19 protein-coding genes are annotated in these 17,456 nt (G+C 64.3%); 8 read left to right on the top strand and 11 right to left on the bottom strand.

Annotated features, from left to right (window positions below; genetic code table 11):
* From NKH67_RS14960 to NKH67_RS14940, 5 genes are all read right to left on the bottom strand, one after another.
* The gene (locus NKH67_RS14960; RefSeq protein ID WP_352501217.1) at positions 1 to 1,788 is read right to left on the bottom strand and encodes a bifunctional alpha/beta hydrolase/class I SAM-dependent methyltransferase; all 1,788 of its coding nucleotides are present in this window, start codon (positions 1,786 to 1,788) and stop codon (positions 1 to 3) included.
* A gap of 26 nt (positions 1,789 to 1,814) precedes the next feature.
* The gene (locus tag NKH67_RS14955; RefSeq protein WP_352501216.1) at positions 1,815 to 2,417 is read right to left on the bottom strand and encodes a CDP-alcohol phosphatidyltransferase family protein; all 603 of its coding nucleotides are present in this window, start codon (positions 2,415 to 2,417) and stop codon (positions 1,815 to 1,817) included.
* 109 nt (positions 2,418 to 2,526) lie between these two features.
* Entirely contained in the window at positions 2,527 to 3,204 is a 678-nt protein-coding gene (locus NKH67_RS14950; RefSeq protein ID WP_352501215.1) for a hypothetical protein, read from the bottom strand.
* Positions 3,205 to 3,267: 63 nt separating this feature from the next.
* Entirely contained in the window at positions 3,268 to 3,789 is a 522-nt protein-coding gene (locus tag NKH67_RS14945; protein WP_352472123.1) for an Hsp20/alpha crystallin family protein, read from the bottom strand.
* A gap of 29 nt (positions 3,790 to 3,818) precedes the next feature.
* Positions 3,819 to 4,295, bottom strand: coding sequence for an Hsp20 family protein (locus tag NKH67_RS14940; RefSeq protein ID WP_352472122.1), 477 nt, complete (start codon positions 4,293 to 4,295; stop codon positions 3,819 to 3,821).
* A gap of 345 nt (positions 4,296 to 4,640) precedes the next feature.
* On the opposite strand from NKH67_RS14940, the gene NKH67_RS14935 reads away from it, so the two are divergent.
* Together NKH67_RS14935 and NKH67_RS14930 are read left to right on the top strand one after the other, a co-directional pair.
* Positions 4,641 to 4,853: a hypothetical protein gene (locus tag NKH67_RS14935; protein ID WP_245274651.1), complete on the top strand. Its 213-nt coding sequence runs from the start codon at positions 4,641 to 4,643 to the stop codon at positions 4,851 to 4,853.
* 157 nt (positions 4,854 to 5,010) lie between these two features.
* Positions 5,011 to 5,274, top strand: a complete 264-nt coding sequence (locus tag NKH67_RS14930; protein WP_352501214.1) for a DUF982 domain-containing protein — start codon at positions 5,011 to 5,013, stop codon at positions 5,272 to 5,274.
* Positions 5,275 to 5,389: 115 nt separating this feature from the next.
* Here NKH67_RS14930 and NKH67_RS14925 read toward each other — a convergent pair whose 3' ends face one another.
* The gene (locus NKH67_RS14925; RefSeq protein WP_352457304.1) at positions 5,390 to 5,659 is read right to left on the bottom strand and encodes an usg protein; all 270 of its coding nucleotides are present in this window, start codon (positions 5,657 to 5,659) and stop codon (positions 5,390 to 5,392) included.
* A gap of 339 nt (positions 5,660 to 5,998) precedes the next feature.
* On the opposite strand from NKH67_RS14925, the gene NKH67_RS14920 reads away from it, so the two are divergent.
* The 4 genes from NKH67_RS14920 (at position 5,999) to NKH67_RS34160 (ending at position 8,946) form a co-directional block, all read left to right on the top strand.
* Positions 5,999 to 6,313, top strand: a complete 315-nt coding sequence (locus NKH67_RS14920; protein ID WP_352457303.1) for a co-chaperone GroES — start codon at positions 5,999 to 6,001, stop codon at positions 6,311 to 6,313.
* Positions 6,314 to 6,369: 56 nt separating this feature from the next.
* The gene (groL, locus tag NKH67_RS14915) at positions 6,370 to 8,001 is read left to right on the top strand and encodes a chaperonin GroEL (RefSeq protein WP_352501213.1); all 1,632 of its coding nucleotides are present in this window, start codon (positions 6,370 to 6,372) and stop codon (positions 7,999 to 8,001) included.
* Between the two features lie 103 nt (positions 8,002 to 8,104).
* A complete protein-coding gene (locus NKH67_RS14910) occupies positions 8,105 to 8,320 on the top strand; it encodes a hypothetical protein (RefSeq protein ID WP_254819654.1) in 216 nt (71 codons plus the stop codon).
* Positions 8,317 to 8,946 (top strand): DUF982 domain-containing protein, encoded by a 630-nt coding sequence (locus tag NKH67_RS34160; RefSeq protein ID WP_502893751.1) that lies wholly within the window; start codon positions 8,317 to 8,319, stop codon positions 8,944 to 8,946. The genes NKH67_RS14910 and NKH67_RS34160 overlap by 4 nt, the downstream gene beginning before the upstream one ends.
* Positions 8,947 to 9,153: 207 nt before the next feature.
* Here NKH67_RS34160 and NKH67_RS14900 read toward each other — a convergent pair whose 3' ends face one another.
* The 5 genes from NKH67_RS14900 to NKH67_RS14880 form a co-directional block, all read right to left on the bottom strand.
* The gene (locus tag NKH67_RS14900) at positions 9,154 to 9,651 is read right to left on the bottom strand and encodes a GNAT family N-acetyltransferase (protein ID WP_352501212.1); all 498 of its coding nucleotides are present in this window, start codon (positions 9,649 to 9,651) and stop codon (positions 9,154 to 9,156) included.
* 90 nt (positions 9,652 to 9,741) lie between these two features.
* Positions 9,742 to 10,110, bottom strand: coding sequence for an endonuclease domain-containing protein (locus NKH67_RS14895; protein ID WP_352472114.1), 369 nt, complete (start codon positions 10,108 to 10,110; stop codon positions 9,742 to 9,744).
* 241 nt (positions 10,111 to 10,351) lie between these two features.
* Positions 10,352 to 11,368: an ABC transporter permease gene (locus NKH67_RS14890; RefSeq protein WP_352453856.1), complete on the bottom strand. Its 1,017-nt coding sequence runs from the start codon at positions 11,366 to 11,368 to the stop codon at positions 10,352 to 10,354.
* Complete coding sequence (locus NKH67_RS14885) at positions 11,365 to 12,939, bottom strand: sugar ABC transporter ATP-binding protein (protein ID WP_352501211.1); 1,575 nt, start codon at positions 12,937 to 12,939, stop codon at positions 11,365 to 11,367. Before NKH67_RS14885 ends, NKH67_RS14890 begins: the two co-directional genes overlap by 4 nt.
* A 226-nt stretch (positions 12,940 to 13,165) precedes the next feature.
* The gene (locus tag NKH67_RS14880; protein WP_352472200.1) at positions 13,166 to 14,116 is read right to left on the bottom strand and encodes a substrate-binding domain-containing protein; all 951 of its coding nucleotides are present in this window, start codon (positions 14,114 to 14,116) and stop codon (positions 13,166 to 13,168) included.
* Between the two features lie 317 nt (positions 14,117 to 14,433).
* On the opposite strand from NKH67_RS14880, the gene NKH67_RS14875 reads away from it, so the two are divergent.
* Together NKH67_RS14875 and ligD are read left to right on the top strand one after the other, a co-directional pair.
* Positions 14,434 to 14,658: a hypothetical protein gene (locus tag NKH67_RS14875; protein WP_352472112.1), complete on the top strand. Its 225-nt coding sequence runs from the start codon at positions 14,434 to 14,436 to the stop codon at positions 14,656 to 14,658.
* A gap of 87 nt (positions 14,659 to 14,745) precedes the next feature.
* Entirely contained in the window at positions 14,746 to 17,244 is a 2,499-nt protein-coding gene (ligD, locus tag NKH67_RS14870; RefSeq protein ID WP_352501210.1) for a DNA ligase D, read from the top strand.
* Positions 17,245 to 17,456 lie beyond the last annotated feature (212 nt).

Here is a 17,456-nt window from a genome sequence, read left to right as displayed (position 1 = left end):
TCAGACGCGCCGCGCGACCGAAACGGTGAAGATGCCCCACTGGTCGATGCGCTGGTCGAGCTTCTCGAAGCCGGCGGCCGCCACCAGCTGGTCCATCTCGGCCTGCGTGCGGCGGCGCATCACCCAGGCCTGGCCGCCGCGGTGCGAGGTCAGGCTGCGCGCGATCATCTCGAGCTGCGGATGCCAGGGCTGGTTGGTGTAGACGAGCAGGCTTCCGGGCTGCATGGCGCTGGCCAGTCCACCGAGCGAGCGGGCGATCATGGCATTGTCAGAAAACAATTCGTAGAGCCCCGAGACGATGGCGAGATCCGGCGCCAGGTCGAGCCCGGCCAGCATCGTGGCGTCGAAGGCGTCACCTTGATGGAACGAGACGGTCGCCGGCAGCTGGCGCTCGGCGATCAGCTTGCGGCCGAGCGAGACGTTGAGCTCGGAGAAATCCTGCAGCCGTACGCTTGCCGGCGGCGCGGCGCCTTTCTGCACGGCATCGAGCACGTAGCGGCCATGGCCGGCGGCGATATCGACGATATGGATCGGCCGGCCGGCGGCCTTGAGCGAGGCGGCGGCGCTGCCGATCAGCTCCTCCAGATGCAGCTTGCGCTGGCGGATGCCGCGCCAGCCGACGGCATCGAGAAAGGTGCGGTCGATCATGCGGCCGATGGGGCTGATGCCGCGCGCCTCGTTCTCATAGACATAGTCGAGCGTCGAGCCGGAATCGAAGCCGGTGGCAATCCCCGTCTTCATGCCGGACGACAGCCAGGCGCCCATGCGGATCGAGGCGCGGCTCATTGCCCAGTAGAGCCCCCTGGGAGACAGCAGCGGCAGCGGCGAGGCCAGCCGGTCGGCCTCGTCGCGTGTGTAGCCGGCACGGTCGGCCCCGGTCAGGTCGACCGGCTCTTCCGGCGCCGCGAACTGCTTTTCGAGGAAGGGCCTGATCAGGTCGAGTGCCTTGTGGCGGTCGCGCTCGCCCAGCGTGTCGTGGAAGAAGCCGGGCAGCACGTGCCGCTCCTTGGCCGGGCTCGCCAGATTGACGAAGAATTCGTGCTGCGGTCCATGCCGCACCACCCAGTCGCTGCCGGAGATCAGAAGCTGCGTCGGCACGGTGATGGCGCGGGCGTCGGCGACGATGCGCGCGGCATGATCGTAGAGCTCGACCAGGATGTTGGAGGCGATCGGCCGGGTGATCAGCGGGTCGGCGTCGAAGGAGGCGATGCGCTCGGGGTCATGCGTCAGGAATTTCGCCTTGACGTAGGAATTGACGAAGAAGCGGCCCTTCAGCTTCTGCCACAACGCAATGCCCTGCTTGGCGAAGGGTACGTAGAGCTTGACCGAGAAGGCCGGCGAGGCCAGCACCAGGGCGCGAATGTCAGGCGCATAGTCATGCACCCAGGCGGCGGCAAGCACGGCGCCGAAGGATTGCGCGATCAGCGCGATGTCGCGCCGGGCAAAGCCGTCGCTGCCGATCTCGCGCACGAAGCAATCGATGTCGCGCACCAGCGCCGCAAACGACGGCGCATAGCCGCGTTCGCCGGCGGAGCGGCCATTGCCGCGCGCGTCCCAGGCATAGAAGGCGTGATCGGGCATCTGCAGCTCGTCGACCAGATGCGCCATGCGGCCGCCATGCTCGTGGCCGCGATGGAACAGCAGGATGGCGCCCTTGCGGTTTTCCGACAGCGCCGGCCAATAGCGGTAGAAGATCTCGGTGCCGTCATGGCTCTTGAAGCTGCGCTCCTGCGCCACCCGCTCGATATTGGCTGGAGCCACCGCGGCAACCGTCTGTTGGTGAAGCATGTTGTTCTCCCTGGCGAGACCGGAATTCAGCTGCCGCTCCCGTTAAGGCCGCTGCGTATCCGGTTGATGGCGGTCGCCAGCGAGAGTGTAGCCATGGCCGGAAACACGAGCGGCGTGAGCGCCGGGACCCACAGGCCGGACGCGATAAGCACGGCGAGGATGCCGAGCGCCAGCGCCCGGTCGCTTTTGCCGAACGGGCCGGCATAGTTGCGCCCGGTTCCGGCGGCGATGCCGAGCACGCCGGCGAACTCAGTGATCATAGCCGCGATCGCAAATGCAACGACACCCCAGGCGGGAAAAATGACGGCAAATGCCAGGATCAAAGCGAGGTCGGAGATCATATCGCAGAGCTCGTTGAGATACATGCCGAGCTTCGAGGCCTGGCCATGTTCCCTTGCGAGCATGCCGTCGATGGCATTCAGCGCCATTCGCGTAAACAGCACGAGCGGCATCAGCAGAAAGACCGCGCGATGGCCTGCAAGGACTGCCACCGCAAGGCCGGCGGCGAGCGAGAGGGCAGCGGCCAGCAGTGTGATCTGGTTGGCGGTGACGCCGGCCCTGGCCAGGCCATCGGCAAGCGGCCGCAGCCTGGCCTGGAAGGCCGGTTTCAGCGCATAAAGCGTCGGCATATGCGAACCCCCCGGCCGCGGTGCAAATGATGTTGGCGAGGATGGTCAATTGGCGCGCAAGACGCAAGGGCGGCGCCCTGCCACTTTTCGACATCCGGATATGTCGGCGCTAGCTTTCCCTGCCATTGTTGCCCGGGAACCGTGCGGGCAAGCTTTCTTCGGCCGCCGCCCAGGCGCGACTATGATAGCGCCGCAGGATGAGAATGCATGTCGCGAAGACCGCCAGCCCGCAAATCACGCCGGGCGACATGCCCCCGCCGAAAGCGGACTTAACAACGATGCCGGTGAAGACGCCGGCAATGGCGCCGTTGATCGTGCCCACCATCCCCGCGGTGGTCATGAAATATTGCAGCGGCGAGGGTCTGAGGCCCTTGTCGACCAGCACCGCCGAGGGGTCGTCATGCGTGGAATTGACGAGGTATCTTTGCAGGACCGGCGCCAGTTCGACGAAATAGTGGCGGATCCTGGCCATGCCGCGGGCATGCACCATGTCCTCGATGGCAACCTGCACCGCGCGCACAAAGGTGACCAGTCCGATGAAGAAAAGGCAAGGCAGCAAGATCAGGCTGAACAACACGAACGGCCTGCCCATCTCCGTGACCTGCGCGACGAAGGACAAGGCAATCGTTGCGCTTGAGACCGAGGTCAGGAACAGATCGGCTCTCTGGTTCGCTTCCTGAATGGTCGCGGCGCGAGCGTTTTGCAGCACGAAATGCTCGGTCGTCAGGCACTGCAGGGCGTGCTGCGCCTGGTCAGGCGGAACCGGAGCGTCGGGAGAACGGGTCATCGACATTTGCCCGCTTCTGCCCGCCGGAACCGACAGGCAGAAGGGACGTCGTCCTACGAGCCGTCAGGACTTGCCGTCGCCGCCGGTGATGGCGATACGCTTGGCCTTTGCCTGGGCGCGCTCCGTCTTGGGCAGCGTCACGCTGAGCACACCGTTCCGGAACGCGGCGTTCACCTTGTCTTCGTCGACTTCGTAGCCGAGCGGGATACGCCGCTCGAAACGGCCATAGAAGCGTTCGGAGAACTGCCTGTCCTTGTCCTCGGTCTCTTCGCGCTTCTCGCCGCGCAGCGTCAGCACGCCGTCATCGAGCAGCAACTCGACGTCTTTCTCGTCCATGCCGGGGATCTCGGCGGTGACGCGGATCTCCTTTTCGCTATCGGAGATTTCGACACTCGGCCAGCTGGCGCGGGCAGCGGAGAAGCCGCCGAGCGACGGCAGCCTCGCGTCGAAGCCGCGGAACGCCTCGTCGAACAGGCGGTTCATTTCGCGATGCAGCGTCAGGAAGGGATCGCCGTCGCCGTTGCGGAACAGGCTGGGGGGCTGATTGTTCTCCCGGCCCCACGGAATGAGATCACGAATAGCCATTGCATAGTCTCCTTTCTCGACTGGTGCATTCAGGCAGCCTGCTTGTTTGCTTCGCCCTGCGCGACCTTCGGCCCGGTCTTCGGCGAGGCGACATCGGTCGCGATGGCGATGCGCCGAGGCTTCATCTCCTCTGGCACCTCACGTACCAGATCGATGCTGAGCAGGCCGTTGTCGAGCGAGGCGCCTGCGACCTTGACGTGATCGGCAAGCTCGAAACGGCGGGTAAAGGGCCGTGTGGCGAGGCCATGATGCAGATACTCCGTGTTGTCCGGCTCCTTGTGCTGGCCGGAGACAATCAGGAGGTTGGGTTCATGAGTGATTTCGAGGTCGTCCTCGGAAAACCCGGCTACGGCGATGGTGACGCGGTAGTTGTTCTCGCCGCTGCGCGCGATGTCATAGGGCGGCCAGGCGTCGAAGGCCTGCGGAGCATTTTCCAGCAGGTTGAAGACGCGGTCGAAGCCGATGCTCGACCGATAGAGCGGGGAAAAGTCGAATGCGGTTCTCATAGCTACATCCTCCATCGAGCAACATAGATACGAGGGGCGCCAAAGAGCTGGCGCTCCCTGGTTCCGCCGGCCCCATTTCGGCGACCGGTGCCTTCGATCTGGTTATTGTCCGCCGCAAGTCAAGACCCGGTGGCTCTCGCGTTGCCGGTTTTTCGGGCCGGTTTTCGGTCGGTTCGGCGAGGCTGCCAATCTCGCCACAAGTGGGGAGATGTCCGGCAGGAGATTGCCTGTCTGGTTTCAATTGCCAACGCTGACTTCCCCGGCCGGTTATTGTCTGCAGCAGGTCAAGACCCAGATTTCTTGTGTTGCCGGGCCCGTTCCCGGCACTCGCAGATGGAGCTGACCATGACACGCGACGAGATCATTTCTGTGCTGGGCCCGGTCGACGAAGCCGTGATCGCCGACATTGCGGCGACGGACGGGACGGTCCAGGAATTGCGCGAGGCCCTGGCCTGGATCGCCGCCGACGAGGCGCTGGTGAACGAGGGCCGACCGCTGCCGACGGCAAGGGTAGCGACGCTGATCGAACTGCTGCAAGGGCCGGACGAGGAGGAATAACCGGCTGTTGCCGCGATGCTCTTGAACCGCGCCCCCCGCTCTTGAACCGCGCAAAGGGACGAACCATGTCCTTCAGCGGCGCCGGCCGGCCGCCGGTGCCGCCAGCACAACGTTGCTTGCTCAAACAAGAAGACGATCAGAAAACAAGGAGGAAGTGATGGACGACGTCCGCTTCGCCGAGCCGATCACGTTGAAATTCCAATCCAGCGAGCGCAAGGTCGCCAGCAGTTGGGAAGCCATCGAATGCATGCGCCAGCAGTGGCCGGACCGTGCACGCGGCCGGAGCTGGCGCGCCGCCTATCGGACCTGCCGCGACGCGCTCGACGGCTGGCGCACCGCGCGTGATGCGCGCAAGGCCTTCGTCAGGGCGGCGCGCAAGGCTGGATTGCTCGCCCGCAAGCCTGTCGACCACGCCGGCTAGTCCGGACGCCCTCCGATATTGTGAGATCCAAAACAAAGTGGGGGAGAGTCAGCTACCCCTCTCCCCCGCTTCGGAGGCACTTTGTTTGCTGTCTGGCGGCAGATCGGCTTGCTCCTCAGTGGACGGTGATAATGCCGTTTACGGCCCGCCATTCGGACGGTTGGATCAGACGGTGATGAGCCACGCGCACCGAATGCAGCGGGCCTTCGATCTCGCGCTCCCAGAAATCGAGGAAATGCTTCAGCGTCGGGAAATCAGGGGCGATATCGTATTCCTGCCAGATATAGAGCTGAAGCAGGCTTCGATGATCGGGCAGACGGTAGTGGATCTCCGCCGTGGTGAGGCCAAACCCTTGCATCTGGAGCTGAAAGTCCCTGCTGGTCATGCAATCCTTCCTTTCCCAATGAACCTCGGTCTGCAAAACGCCTCGCCTTCCACATAGGTTCCAGCCGCCGGCAAGCGGCTCAGGAGACGGACAGATTTGGAAATCCGGCCGGGTCATCGCGCCGGAAACGGCGAATGTGCGAACAATTACAGCGTATTGGCACTCTCAGGCGTCGAGTGCTAAAATTTTTGCATGATCCTCTTGAAAGCTGAAAAAAGCGCGACTAGTTCGTATGCGCGCGATGCCTGAAGAAGAGATCGCGCACCCCGTGCCGGGCCGATATTGCCGGTCCGGTCAGGAGGATGTTCGAAAATCTGTTTGTCCCGAGAGGAGAACGACATGGCGTTCCGTCCATTGCATGACCGCATCCTGGTCCGCCGCATCGAGGTCGACGAAAAGACCGCGGGCGGCATCATCATCCCCGACACCGCCAAGGAGAAGCCGCAGGAGGGCGAGGTCATTGCCGCCGGTCCGGGCGCGCGCGACGACAGCGGCCAATTGCAGCCGCTCGACGTCAAGGTCGGCGACCGCATTTTGTTCGGCAAATGGTCCGGCACCGAGATCAAGCTCAATGGCGAGGATCTGCTCATCATGAAAGAGAGCGACGTGCTGGGCGTGATCGAAGCCACGGGCGAGATGAAGAAGGCTGCCTGAGCGGGGCCTGAACAAGCATTCCAGTCAACGAAAGCTGCCTATCGAGGAGTGTTCCAATGGCTGCCAAAGATGTGAAATTTCATACCGAAGCCCGCGAGAAGATGTTACGCGGTGTCGATATGCTTGCCAATGCGGTGAAGGTGACGCTTGGTCCCAAGGGCCGCAACGTTGTCTTCGACAAATCGTTCGGCGCGCCGCGCATCACCAAGGACGGCGTGACGGTGGCAAAAGAGATCGAGCTCGAGGACAAGTTCGAGAACATGGGCGCTCAGATGGTCCGCGAAGTTGCTTCGAAGACCAGCGACACCGCAGGCGATGGCACCACGACCGCGACGATTCTTGCTCAGGCCATTGTCAGGGAAGGGGCCAAGGCGGTCGCTGCCGGCATGAACCCGATGGATTTGAAGCGCGGCATCGACAAGGCGGTCGACGCCGTGGTCGCCGACCTGAAATCCAATGCCCGCAAGGTGACCAGGAATGACGAAATCGCTCAGGTCGGCGCCATCTCTGCCAATGGCGATGCCGAGATCGGCCGCTTCCTCGCAGAGGCGATGGAAAAGGTTGGCAATGAGGGTGTCATCACTGTCGAGGAAGCGAAGACCGCTGAGACCGAGTTGGAAGTGGTCGAAGGCATGCAGTTCGACCGTGGGTACCTCTCGCCCTATTTCATCACCAATCAGGATAAGATGCGCGTCGAACTCGAAGAACCCTATGTGCTGATCCACGAGAAGAAGCTGTCCAACCTGCAGGCCATGCTTCCTGTGCTCGAAGCCGCCGTGCAATCCGGCAAGCCGCTGTTGATCATCGCCGAGGACGTCGAGGGCGAGGCGCTGGCGACGCTGGTCGTCAACAAGCTGCGCGGCGGCTTGAAGGTCGCGGCCGTCAAGGCACCGGGCTTCGGCGATCGCCGCAAGGCCATGCTGGAGGATATCGCCATCCTGACCGGCGGCACGGCGATCTCGGAGGACCTCGGCATCAAGCTCGAGAACGTCACACTGGAGATGCTCGGCCGCGCCAAGAAGGTGCTGATCGAGAAGGAGAACACCACCATCGTCGACGGCGCCGGCCGCAAGGATGAAATCCATGCGCGCATCAGCCAGATCAAGGCGCAGATCGAGGAAACCACCTCCGACTACGACCGCGAAAAGCTGCAGGAGCGGTTGGCTAAGCTCGCCGGCGGCGTCGCCGTCATCCGTGTCGGCGGCTCGACCGAGATCGAGGTCAAGGAGCGCAAGGATCGCGTCGACGACGCCATGCACGCCACACGCGCGGCGGTTGAGGAGGGCATCCTGCCCGGCGGCGGCGTGGCGCTGTTGAGAGCGGCGAAGGCGCTCGATAATGTCGTCGTCGACAATCCCGATCAGAAGACCGGTGTCGACATCGTGCGTCGCGCCATCGAAGCGCCGGTGCGCCAGATCGCCGAGAATGCCGGCGCCGAAGGTTCGATCATCGTCGGCAAGCTGCGCGAGACGACCGACTTCGGCTATGGCTGGAACGCGCAGACCAACGAGTTCGGCGACCTCTACAGTCAAGGCGTCATCGACCCGGCCAAGGTCGTGCGCACTGCTCTCCAGGGTGCCGCCTCTGTTGCCGGCCTGCTGGTGACGACCGAGGCGATGGTGGCCGAGAAGCCGAAGAAGGAAGCTGCCGCGCCGGCCATGCCCGGCGGTGGCGGCATGGACTTCTAAGGCCAGGCTTCCAAAGCGCGACTTCGAAACGGCAGATGGACCGTGTCCGCCAAAAGCGGGCACGGTCTTGCCGGTCCGGGACTAATGCTGAGCAGGTGTTGCCATGGATATGATGGACAGTTTTGGAAAGATCGCGGCGCCGACCCGCCCGAAAAACGATTTCAACTATGAAGCCGACTGCAGGGCGGCGCTGGCGCCTTTGGTCGACGGCTTGCTGGATATGGCCGAGTCGGCCGGCTGGGACCGCCGCAAGGCGGCCTACACGCTGATGTTTCTGTCGGCTCAACGCGTGGGGGCCGGCACGGAGGAGCGCAAATGATCGCGGCGCGGATGCGCGAATGCCTGCGCCTGCTGCGTTGGTCGGAAACCGATTTCGCCGAAGAGGCGGGATACCCGCTCGCCAAGGCAAAGGCGTGGCTCTACGGGCGCGAACATCCGCCGCTGGGCGTGGCGGCCTGGCTCGAGGCGCTGGTCAAGGTGCATCGGCTGCTGCCGCGGCCGGGCATGCAAGCCGTATTGCATTCGTCGATCGACGCCGTCCTGCAGGCGGATCGAAGCGCCCGCGCGGTTGAGTTCCGAAAGGAGCCGATTGAGCCAGGAAAGGAGAGTGTCATGGATCGTGCTTCGTTCGACAAGCCGGTTACCATCCTCACCGGCCTCGGTACGCCGACGAAGATAGAAAGCGCGGCTGAGGCTTATGCACTTTTGGCTGAGTGGCCGGCAACGAGCCGGACGGCCGCGCATGACATCGCCGCAAAAGCGTGCCGTGCAGCACTGGAAGGAGAGATCGACGCCGAGACGGCGCGCGCCACCTTCGTTGCCTTCGCCCGCCGCAACGACCTGCTTGCGCCGCAGACGAACGGGACGGTTGCCGGCGAGAGCGTTGCTGGCGCCACGGTTGCCGACTGGGCAACGCGCGCACAGCGCGTCAACGCCCCGGCCTGAGCGGTTGGAGAAGTCGCCAATCTCCCCCCTTGAGGGGGAGATGTCGCCGAAGGCGACAGAGGGGGTCGGTACGTCCTGGCGCGACGCCATGTTGGACGAAAGAGAAAGTTGGCGCCTCACGCGCGGCTATCCCCTCTGGCCTGCCGGCCATCTCCCCCTCGAGGTCCACGAGAGGGGGGAGATTACGCGCTCAGCCGCTTTCGCCTACTAAGCCATCGGTAGCAGCCGGCGCATGATCAGCGAGGCATGGCCGCCCACCCCGTGTGCAGCCGGCCGGCGCTCGACGACCTCGAAGCCGTGCTTGCGATAGAAGGCGATTGCGCGGTCGTTGCCCTCGATCACTTCCAGGGCGATGCTGGGAATACCCGCATGCGCGGCAAGAACGGCATGCAGCAGGTCGGCGGCAAGGCCGGTGCCGTACTCTGTTTTGTCTATATGGAGCCGCTCGAGCATGACCTCGCCCTTGTCGTCCATCGCTGCCATCGCATAACCGGCGAGCGAGCTGTCAGCCCGCTCGGCGACGAAGGACATCTTGTTGTCATCCCCGAGCTCGGCCGCCAGCCGCTCCGGCGCGTGCTTCTCATCCGACAGCCGTGCCGTCGTCTCGGCACCCAGGATCGGCGAATAGGTGTGTCGCCAGGACCCTCCAAGCAGCCGCGACACCGCCGGAACGTCCTGTTCGGTCATGGTTCTTATTTGGGTCATTGGCACCTCGCCCCAGAAACCTGCCCCTTTTGAGCGGAGATGTCCGGCAAGACAGAGAGGTGCTGTCCCGCCGGCCCTGCACGGCTGAGTTCAGCGCACATCCGCGCCGGCCACCATGACTATGTGCTGGCAGACATTGTCGATATCGCGAATGACGTCGTCGTTCCAGAACCGCAGGATAGTCCAGCCCAGCGCTTCAAGCCGTGCGCTTCTGGTAGCGTCCGATATTGAGGCATCGGCCCGGGCATGCTGGGAGCCATCCAGTTCGACAATCAGCTTTTTGTCCGGGCAGGCAAAATCGACAATATGGCCTGCAATTGGCATCTGCCGCCGAAATGCCAGCCCCATGAGTCGATGCGCCCTGACCTCATTCCAGAGCTTCAGCTCGGCATCCGTCATGGCCTTGCGCATCTTGCGCGCATTGCCGCGGTTACGGGGAGGTACGGGATAGTGATTCACTACTTCTATTCCTCAGCGCGAACCTTGCCCATCTTCTCTATGCTGCGCTTGAACACCCCCCTCTGTCCTGCCGGACATCTCCCCCTCAAGGGGGGAGATTGGCAGCTTCGCCGAAAATTCTCCCTTCTTTAGAGATTGGCGAAAGCTGGAGCGACGTCCAATCTCCCCCCTTGAGGGGGAGATGTCCGGCAGGACAGAGGGGGGTGCTGGCCCGCCGACCTGGATAGGCATGGCACCTGTATCACCGCCTTACCCGCGATTTCAGCCAGCGGTCGAAGGCCACGGCGAGGATGAGGATCAGGCCGATGACAATGCTTTGCGTGTAGGACGAGACATTATTGAACTGCAGCCCGTTCTGCAGCACGCCGATCAGCCCTGCACCGACCACCGTGCCGCCGACGCTGCCGATGCCGCCGAACAGCGAGGTGCCGCCGATGACGACAGCCGAGATCACTGTCAGCTCGTAGCCGATGCCGGCGACGGCTTCGGAGGAGTTGAGCCGCGCCGACAAAACGAAGGCGGCAAGGCCGGCGAAGAAGCCGACGATGATGTAGACCGAGATCAGGATGCGATCGACACGCAGGCCGGAGAGTCGTGCCGCCTCGGCATTGCCGCCGACGGCATAGACCGCGCGGCCGTAACGTGTGTAGCGCAGCACGATATGGCAAAGGATCGCGGCAATCGCGAAGATGATCGCCGGCACCGGAACCGGGCCGATCAGGCCGGTACCGAACCAGCGCATCGAGGCGTCGAAGCCGGAGATCGGGCCGCCATTGGAAATCGTCAAGGTCAGGCCGCGAAACACGGTGAGGCCGCCAAGCGTGACGACGAAGGGCGGCACTTTCAGCCTGGTGATGGCAAAGCCCTGGACGCCGCCGGCCACGGCACCGACGACGACGGCGGCGAGAAGCGCGGCGAACCAGCCATAGCCTTGCGTGCCAGACGTCGACAGCGACAGCGTGTTGGCGGTGCCGCCCTTGGCCACCACCGCCGCGACCATGCCGCAGAAGGCGAGCAGCGAGCCGACCGACAGGTCGATGCCGGCAGTGAGGATGACGAAGGTCATGCCGAGCGCGATCAGGCCGGTGATCGAGATCTGGCGCATGATGTTGAACAGGTTGATCGGGTCGATGAAGCTCGGCTTCAGCACGGTGAAGACGACGATCAGCAACGCCAGGAACATCAGCGGGCCGAAGCTCATCAGCAGGCGCGCAATATTGACGCCGCCGCGCTGGCTCCGTTCGGTCGTGCTGGTCATTGCGTTGCTTCCTGCTTCTGGTCGAGCGCCATCAGTTCCATCAGTTTCTCCTCGGTCGCCTCAATACCGGGCATCTCGCCGGTAATGCGCCCGCGTCGCATGGTGACGATCCTGTCCGACACCGCAAGCACTTCGGGCAGCTCGGACGAGATCATCATGATGGCGATGCCGCGCGCCGCGAGCTCCACCAGGATCTGGTGCACTTCCGCCTTGGCGCCGACATCGACGCCGCGCGTCGGTTCATCGACGATCAGCACCTTGGGATCGCGCGCCAGCCAGCGGGCAAGGATCACCTTCTGCTGGTTGCCGCCGGACAGGCCCTCGATCGCCTGCTCGGGCGAAGCCATGCGGATCGACAGCATCTTCCTGTAGTTCGCCAGCGCCTCGCGTTCGCGCCGCTCGGCCATGAAACCGACACTGGAGTAGCGGTCGAGCGCGGCGATCGAGAAATTGATGAGGATGGCGAGTGCTGCGAAGATTGCCTGGTGCTTGCGGTCCTCCGGAACCAGCCCGATGCCGAGCTCGATGGCGTCGGCGGGTGAGGCGGGCGCGATCGGCTTGCCGTCGAGCATGATGGTGCCGGCGGCAATGCGGTCGGCGCCGAAGATGGCGCGGGCGAGCTCGGTGCGGCCGGAGCCGACGAGCCCGGCGACGCCGAGGATTTCGCCCGCCTTGAGGTCGAGATCGACGCCTTCGAGCACGATGGCGTGCGGCGCCTGCGGATCGCGCACCGTGCGCAGGCCGCGCACCGAGAGCCGGACGTCGCCGGCGACGTCGCGCTGCGTCGGCCTGGCATAGAGCTCGGAAGCGGCGCGGCCGACCATCTTCTCGATGATCTTCGGCAGTTTGATCGGCCCGCCTTCGCGGTCGAGATGGCCGGCCAGCCTGCCGTCGCGCAGCACCGTCATCCGGTCGCAGATCGCCGCGGCCTCCTCCAGCCGGTGGGTGACGAACATGATGGCGACGCCATCCTTGCGCAGCCGGTCCATGATCGACATCAGCCTGTGCACTTCGGTTTCGGTCAGCGCCGAGGTCGGCTCGTCCATGATGATCAAGCGGCTCTTCAGCGACAGCGCGCGGGCGATCTCGACCAGCTGCTGCTCGGCCACCGACAGCGCCGACACCGGCGTCGCCGGGTCGAGGTCGAGGCCGACGCGAGCGATGATCGCGCGTGAGTCTTCCACCATCTTTCGCCAGCTGACCAGCCCGAACCGGCCGAGCGGCGCGCGACCGATGAAGATGTTCTCCGCTACCGTCAGCGTCGGGATCAGGCTCAATTCCTGGTAGATGGTGACGATGCCGAGGCGTTTCGCATCCTGCGGATTGTGCGGGCTGAATTCGACGCCGTCGAAGACGATGCGGCCGCTGGACGGCGGCATCACGCCGGAGAGTATCTTGAGCAGTGTCGACTTGCCGGCGCCGTTCTCGCCGAGCAGGCCGAGGATCTCGCCGGGGCGGACTTCAAGCGATACGTCGTTCAGCGCGGTGACGCCGGCAAAGCGCTTGGTCACGCCCTCGACGGTGAGCAGGGCGGGAGAGGGTGAAGGCGCTGCGGCTTCGGCTGCGGGCAAAGGTTGCTCCCAATTTGCGATTGATGGCGGGACAGCGCCCCCTCTGTCCTACCGGACATCTCCCCACGAGGGGGAGATTGGATGTCTTTCGCCAATCTTCCTGCGTTGCAGAAAAGGCGCCATCGGCGAAGCTCCCGATCTCCCCCCAAGTGGGGAAGATGCCCGGCAGGGCAGAGGGGGGCGCGACAGAATGCTACTTTTTCCGCTGCGCGCCCTTTGTGCAACCTTACTTCGTCTCGCCCAGCCTCTCCGCCTTGTCGAGATTGTCCTTGCCGATGACGATCGGCGTCAAAAGCACCAGCTTTTCCTTCGGCTCGGTCTTGTCCCTGGCGTAGGCGACCGCGATCTGCACCGCAGTGCGCGATTGTTCGCCGGGGAATTGCTCGACCGTTCCGGCCAGCTTGCCGTCGCGCACGGCGACCAGCGCTTCGGGAAGCGCGTCGAAGCCGTAGATCTTGACGTCGGTGAAGTTGCGCGCCGCGCAGGCTTCAACCGCGCCAAGCGCCATGTCGTCATTGGCGCAGATGATCGCGTCGGGCTTGCCGTTGGCGGCAAGGCCGGCCTCGGTGACGGACAGCGCCTCGGCGCGGGCGAAGTTGGCGGTCTGCTCGAAGATGATCTGGTACTTGTCCTTCATCGGATCGAGGACGTTGTGCACACCCTTGTTGCGGTCGATCGCCGGGCCGGCACCGGGCTGGCCCTGCAGATGGAAGATCTTGGCGCCGTTCGGGAATGCCGCCACCATGGCCTTCGCTTCGGCCTCGCCGCCCTTGACGTTGTCGGCGCCGACATGGGCAAGGATGCCCTCGACGCCTTCGACACGGCGGTCGATGGTGACGACGGGAACGCCGGCCTTGACCGCTTCCTCGATGGCTGGGGCCAGCGCATTGACGTCGAGCGGCGAGATGACGATGGCGTTGACCTTCTGCACGAGCGCCGCTTCGATATCGGCGGTCTGCTTGGGCGCCGAATTCTGGCCGTCGCTTTCGACCAGGTTGACGCCCTGCGCCTGGGCTTCCGCCTTGATCTGGTTCAGCATGTGCACGAAGAACGGAAAGCCGAGGCTCGGCACCGAACCCAGGATGGTCAGCTTGTCCTGGGCAAAAGCCAGTTGCGGAGCGGCCAGCGCCAAAGCGCCCATCGCCGCGGTCGACAGCAGGAATTCACGTCTGTTGATCAATTTAGTCTCCTCCCAGATGAGCGCACGACCCCGAAACCGGAATGGGTTTTCCGGAAGGTTCCTTGCGTCGATTCAAAAATGGAGTGTCCTTCGAGCGCCCAACTCGTGTTTGAAGGGACGCAACGGCGCTCCAGCCGGTCCACCGCGACGTTCTCCTCCGCTCGGTGCCTGCCGGCGGATGCTAGCCAAGGCCGGAGCTTTGCGCAAGAACGCGCTACCGCGCGCGGCTCGCAGCGACCGCCAAATTGACAGCCGACACGCTCTCGGCCATCCTTAAGGCACGCCGCCTTGCGGCTTGTGCGTGAGTAACCAGCATGGCCAGTTCCGTCGCCAGTCAGAAATCCAAGCGCGCCGCGGTGCGGAACGCGCTCGACCGCCACAAGGTGTACATCACCGCGCAGCGTTTTTCGGCCGGCAGCTACAGCGCGCGGGTGCTGGTCAACGGCGAGGCCTATTGGGTCGACGAATTCCGGCTCAGCCAGCTGCAGCAGGGCCTGTCGCCGGCCGAGCTCGAATTGACGCCGGCCACCGACGATTGAGCGGCATGACGCCGACCTGCCGCATGCTGACAAAATGATTCAAGACATGCGCATCAAGCCGTTGTTTTTGCGCAAGAGCATGTGGCCGTGACCGCCCCGCCAAAGCTCAAGGCCTATCGCGCCAAGCGCGAGTTCACGAGGACGCCGGAACCCGCCGGCGGGCTGGTTGCCGGGGAAGGTAACCGCTTCGTCGTTCACAAGCACCACGCCACCGCCGACCACTACGACCTTCGCCTGCAGGTCGGCGACGTGCTGAAGAGCTGGGCGGTGCCGCGCGGCCCGTCGCTCAACCCCGCCGACAAACGGCTGGCGGTCGAGACCGAGGACCATCCGCTCGAGTATATCGACTTCGAAGGTGTCATTCCCGAAGGCGAATATGGCGGCGGGCCGATGATCGTCTGGGACACCGGCGTCTGGGCGCCGATGGACGATGTCGAGAAGAGCCTGCGCACCGGTTCCTTCAAGTTCCGCCTCGCCGGCGAAAAGCTGAATGGCGGCTGGATGCTGACGCGGCTGAAACCGAAGCCCGGCGAGGATGCGGGCAAGAAGAACTGGCTGCTGTTCAAGGAGCGCGATCTCGCCGCCGACGCCAAGCTCGACATACTGGAAGCCCGGCCGGAAAGCGTCAAATCCGGACGCCGCATTGAGGAACTGGCGGCAACGCCGAAGCCGGCCGCCAAGCCTGCCAGGCCGGTGGTGCTGAAGCCAGGTGCTTTGCCGGGCGCCGTCAAGGCGCCGCTGCCCACCCGCATCGAGCCGCAACTGGCGACGCAGGTTTCGAAACCGCCGGGCGGCGATGACCCAGCGGCCCGAACGGGCGAAGTCTGGCTGCACGAGATCAAATTCGATGGCTACCGCACCATGGCGCATCTCGCTAACGGCGCAGTCAGGCTGATCACCCGCGCCGGCCTCGACTGGACGAAGCGCTATGGCGACCTGCCCCTTGCCTTCGCCAGGCTGCCGTGCCGCGAGGCGATCATCGACGGCGAGGTCGTCGCGCTCGACGCCAAGGGCATCAGCCGCTTTGCCCTTTTGCAGAATGCGCTGGCCGAAGGCGCCGGCAACAAGCTCCACTTCTACGCCTTCGATCTTCTGTATCTCGACGGCTGGGACCTGAGACAAGCGCCGCTCCGCCGGCGCAAGGCGCTGCTTTCGCAATTGCTGTCCGGTCTCGGCGCCAATTCGGCCATCCAGCTCAGCGATCATGTCGAAGGAGACGGCCAGGCACTTTATGACCAGGCGTCCGAGATGGGGCTCGAGGGTGTCGTCTCCAAGCGCGCCACGGCAATCTACCAGAGCGGCCGTACCAAGACCTGGACCAAGACCAAGGCGCTTCAGACCGGCGACTTCGTCATCGCCGGCTACACAGTTTCCGACGCGGCCGAGGGGCTGGCTGCACTTGGCCTCGGCGAATTCGAGGACGGCGAGCTGCACTATCGCGGCAAGGTCGGCACCGGCTTCGATGCGGGAACCGCCGGCGAATTGCTGGCCAGGCTGGAGCCGCTAAGGGCGGGTGCATCCGCGCCAGAAGGCGTTCCGCGCGAAATCATGCGCGAGATGAAATGGGTGCGGCCGCTGCTTTCGGCGCATATCCACTACGCCAACCGGACCACCGACAATGCGCTGCGCCATGCGGTGTTCCGCGGCCTGCGCGACGTCGGCCTGTCGACGCCGGTTTCGGCCAAGCGCAAGCGGCTGATCGCCGAGGCCGACCTCGCCACCATCTGGGTGACCAACCCGACGCGGCGGCTGTTCGGCAAGACCGGCCCGACCAAGCTCGACATTGCCGTCTATTATGCGCTGGTCGGCGATTTCATGCTGCCGCACATTCTCGGCCGGCCGGTGTCGCTGGTGCGCTGCCCGACCGGCAGGCCGCAGGACTGTTTCTTCCAGCGCCACGCCTTCACCGGCATGCCGTCATCCGTGGCGACTTTCGAAGCGACCAATTCGGAGGGCGAGACCAAATCCTATCTCTCGGTGGAAGACGCCAAGGGCTATCTGGCCCTGGCGCAGTTCGGTGTCGTCGAGTTCCACACCTGGGGCACCCATCGCACGCGGCTCGACAAGCCGGACCTGGTCGTTTTCGACCTCGACCCGGGCGAGGGGATCGCCTGGCGCGAGGTGGTTGAGGCGGCGGTGCACATTAAGGGCGAGCTGGAAGCGCTAGGGCTGGTGCCGTTCGCCAAGACGTCCGGCGGCCACGGCATCCACATATCAGTACCGGTGACGCAAAAGCAGAACTGGAAGAAATTGCACCAGGCGACCAGCGCCATCTCGACGCATCTTGCCGCCACCGCGCCCGACACTTTCACCACCACCATGGGCAAGGATAACCGCAAGCGGCGCATCTTCATCGATTATCACCGCAATGCGCGCGGCCACACCTCGGCGGCTCCCTATTCGCTGCGCGCCCGCACCAATTTGCCGGCCTCGACACCGGTGAGCTGGAGCGACCTGGCGACCATCGATGCCCCGCAGGATCTGAATTATTCGTCACTGCCGGGCCTGCTGGCGACGTCAGGCGACCCTTGGGCCGACATGGAAGATTTCGCCCGGGATTTGCCGGTGATGGGCACTGCGAGATAGTCCCGCGGGCGCGGCCGCAGACTCCATCGACGCTCCGGAAAATTTGAATTATTCTTCGCCACGGACCTCTTACCTGCAGGGGCTCCGGCGGAGGAAGATTTCGCTAGGGATTTGCCGGTATTGTAAGGGCAATGTAGGATTTCGGCAGCCGCATTCGTCCTCCGGACGAATGAACGCTGCGAACAGTTCGACAGCACAAGGCCGCGTAGGAG

The organism is Mesorhizobium sp. M0968, from assembly GCF_040319065.1.
Lineage (GTDB): Bacteria > Pseudomonadota > Alphaproteobacteria > Rhizobiales > Rhizobiaceae > Mesorhizobium.
This window is presented reverse-complemented; position numbering and strand designations above follow the sequence as displayed.

Excerpts from the sequence above, each read along its gene's own strand:
- NKH67_RS14960 (WP_352501217.1), bottom strand. The coding sequence starts at position 1,788 with ATGCTTCACCAACAGACGGTTGCCGCGGTGGCTCCAGCCAATATCGAG.
- NKH67_RS14955 (WP_352501216.1), bottom strand. The coding sequence starts at position 2,417 with ATGCCGACGCTTTATGCGCTGAAACCGGCCTTCCAGGCCAGGCTGCGG.
- NKH67_RS14950 (WP_352501215.1), bottom strand. The coding sequence starts at position 3,204 with ATGACCCGTTCTCCCGACGCTCCGGTTCCGCCTGACCAGGCGCAGCAC.
- NKH67_RS14945 (WP_352472123.1), bottom strand. The coding sequence starts at position 3,789 with ATGGCTATTCGTGATCTCATTCCGTGGGGCCGGGAGAACAATCAGCCC.
- NKH67_RS14940 (WP_352472122.1), bottom strand. The coding sequence starts at position 4,295 with ATGAGAACCGCATTCGACTTTTCCCCGCTCTATCGGTCGAGCATCGGC.
- NKH67_RS14935 (WP_245274651.1), top strand. The coding sequence starts at position 4,641 with ATGACACGCGACGAGATCATTTCTGTGCTGGGCCCGGTCGACGAAGCC.
- NKH67_RS14930 (WP_352501214.1), top strand. The coding sequence starts at position 5,011 with ATGGACGACGTCCGCTTCGCCGAGCCGATCACGTTGAAATTCCAATCC.
- NKH67_RS14925 (WP_352457304.1), bottom strand. The coding sequence starts at position 5,659 with ATGACCAGCAGGGACTTTCAGCTCCAGATGCAAGGGTTTGGCCTCACC.
- NKH67_RS14920 (WP_352457303.1), top strand. The coding sequence starts at position 5,999 with ATGGCGTTCCGTCCATTGCATGACCGCATCCTGGTCCGCCGCATCGAG.
- groL (WP_352501213.1), top strand. The coding sequence starts at position 6,370 with ATGGCTGCCAAAGATGTGAAATTTCATACCGAAGCCCGCGAGAAGATG.
- NKH67_RS14910 (WP_254819654.1), top strand. The coding sequence starts at position 8,105 with ATGGATATGATGGACAGTTTTGGAAAGATCGCGGCGCCGACCCGCCCG.
- NKH67_RS34160 (WP_502893751.1), top strand. The coding sequence starts at position 8,317 with ATGATCGCGGCGCGGATGCGCGAATGCCTGCGCCTGCTGCGTTGGTCG.
- NKH67_RS14900 (WP_352501212.1), bottom strand. The coding sequence starts at position 9,651 with ATGACCCAAATAAGAACCATGACCGAACAGGACGTTCCGGCGGTGTCG.
- NKH67_RS14890 (WP_352453856.1), bottom strand. The coding sequence starts at position 11,368 with ATGACCAGCACGACCGAACGGAGCCAGCGCGGCGGCGTCAATATTGCG.
- NKH67_RS14875 (WP_352472112.1), top strand. The coding sequence starts at position 14,434 with ATGGCCAGTTCCGTCGCCAGTCAGAAATCCAAGCGCGCCGCGGTGCGG.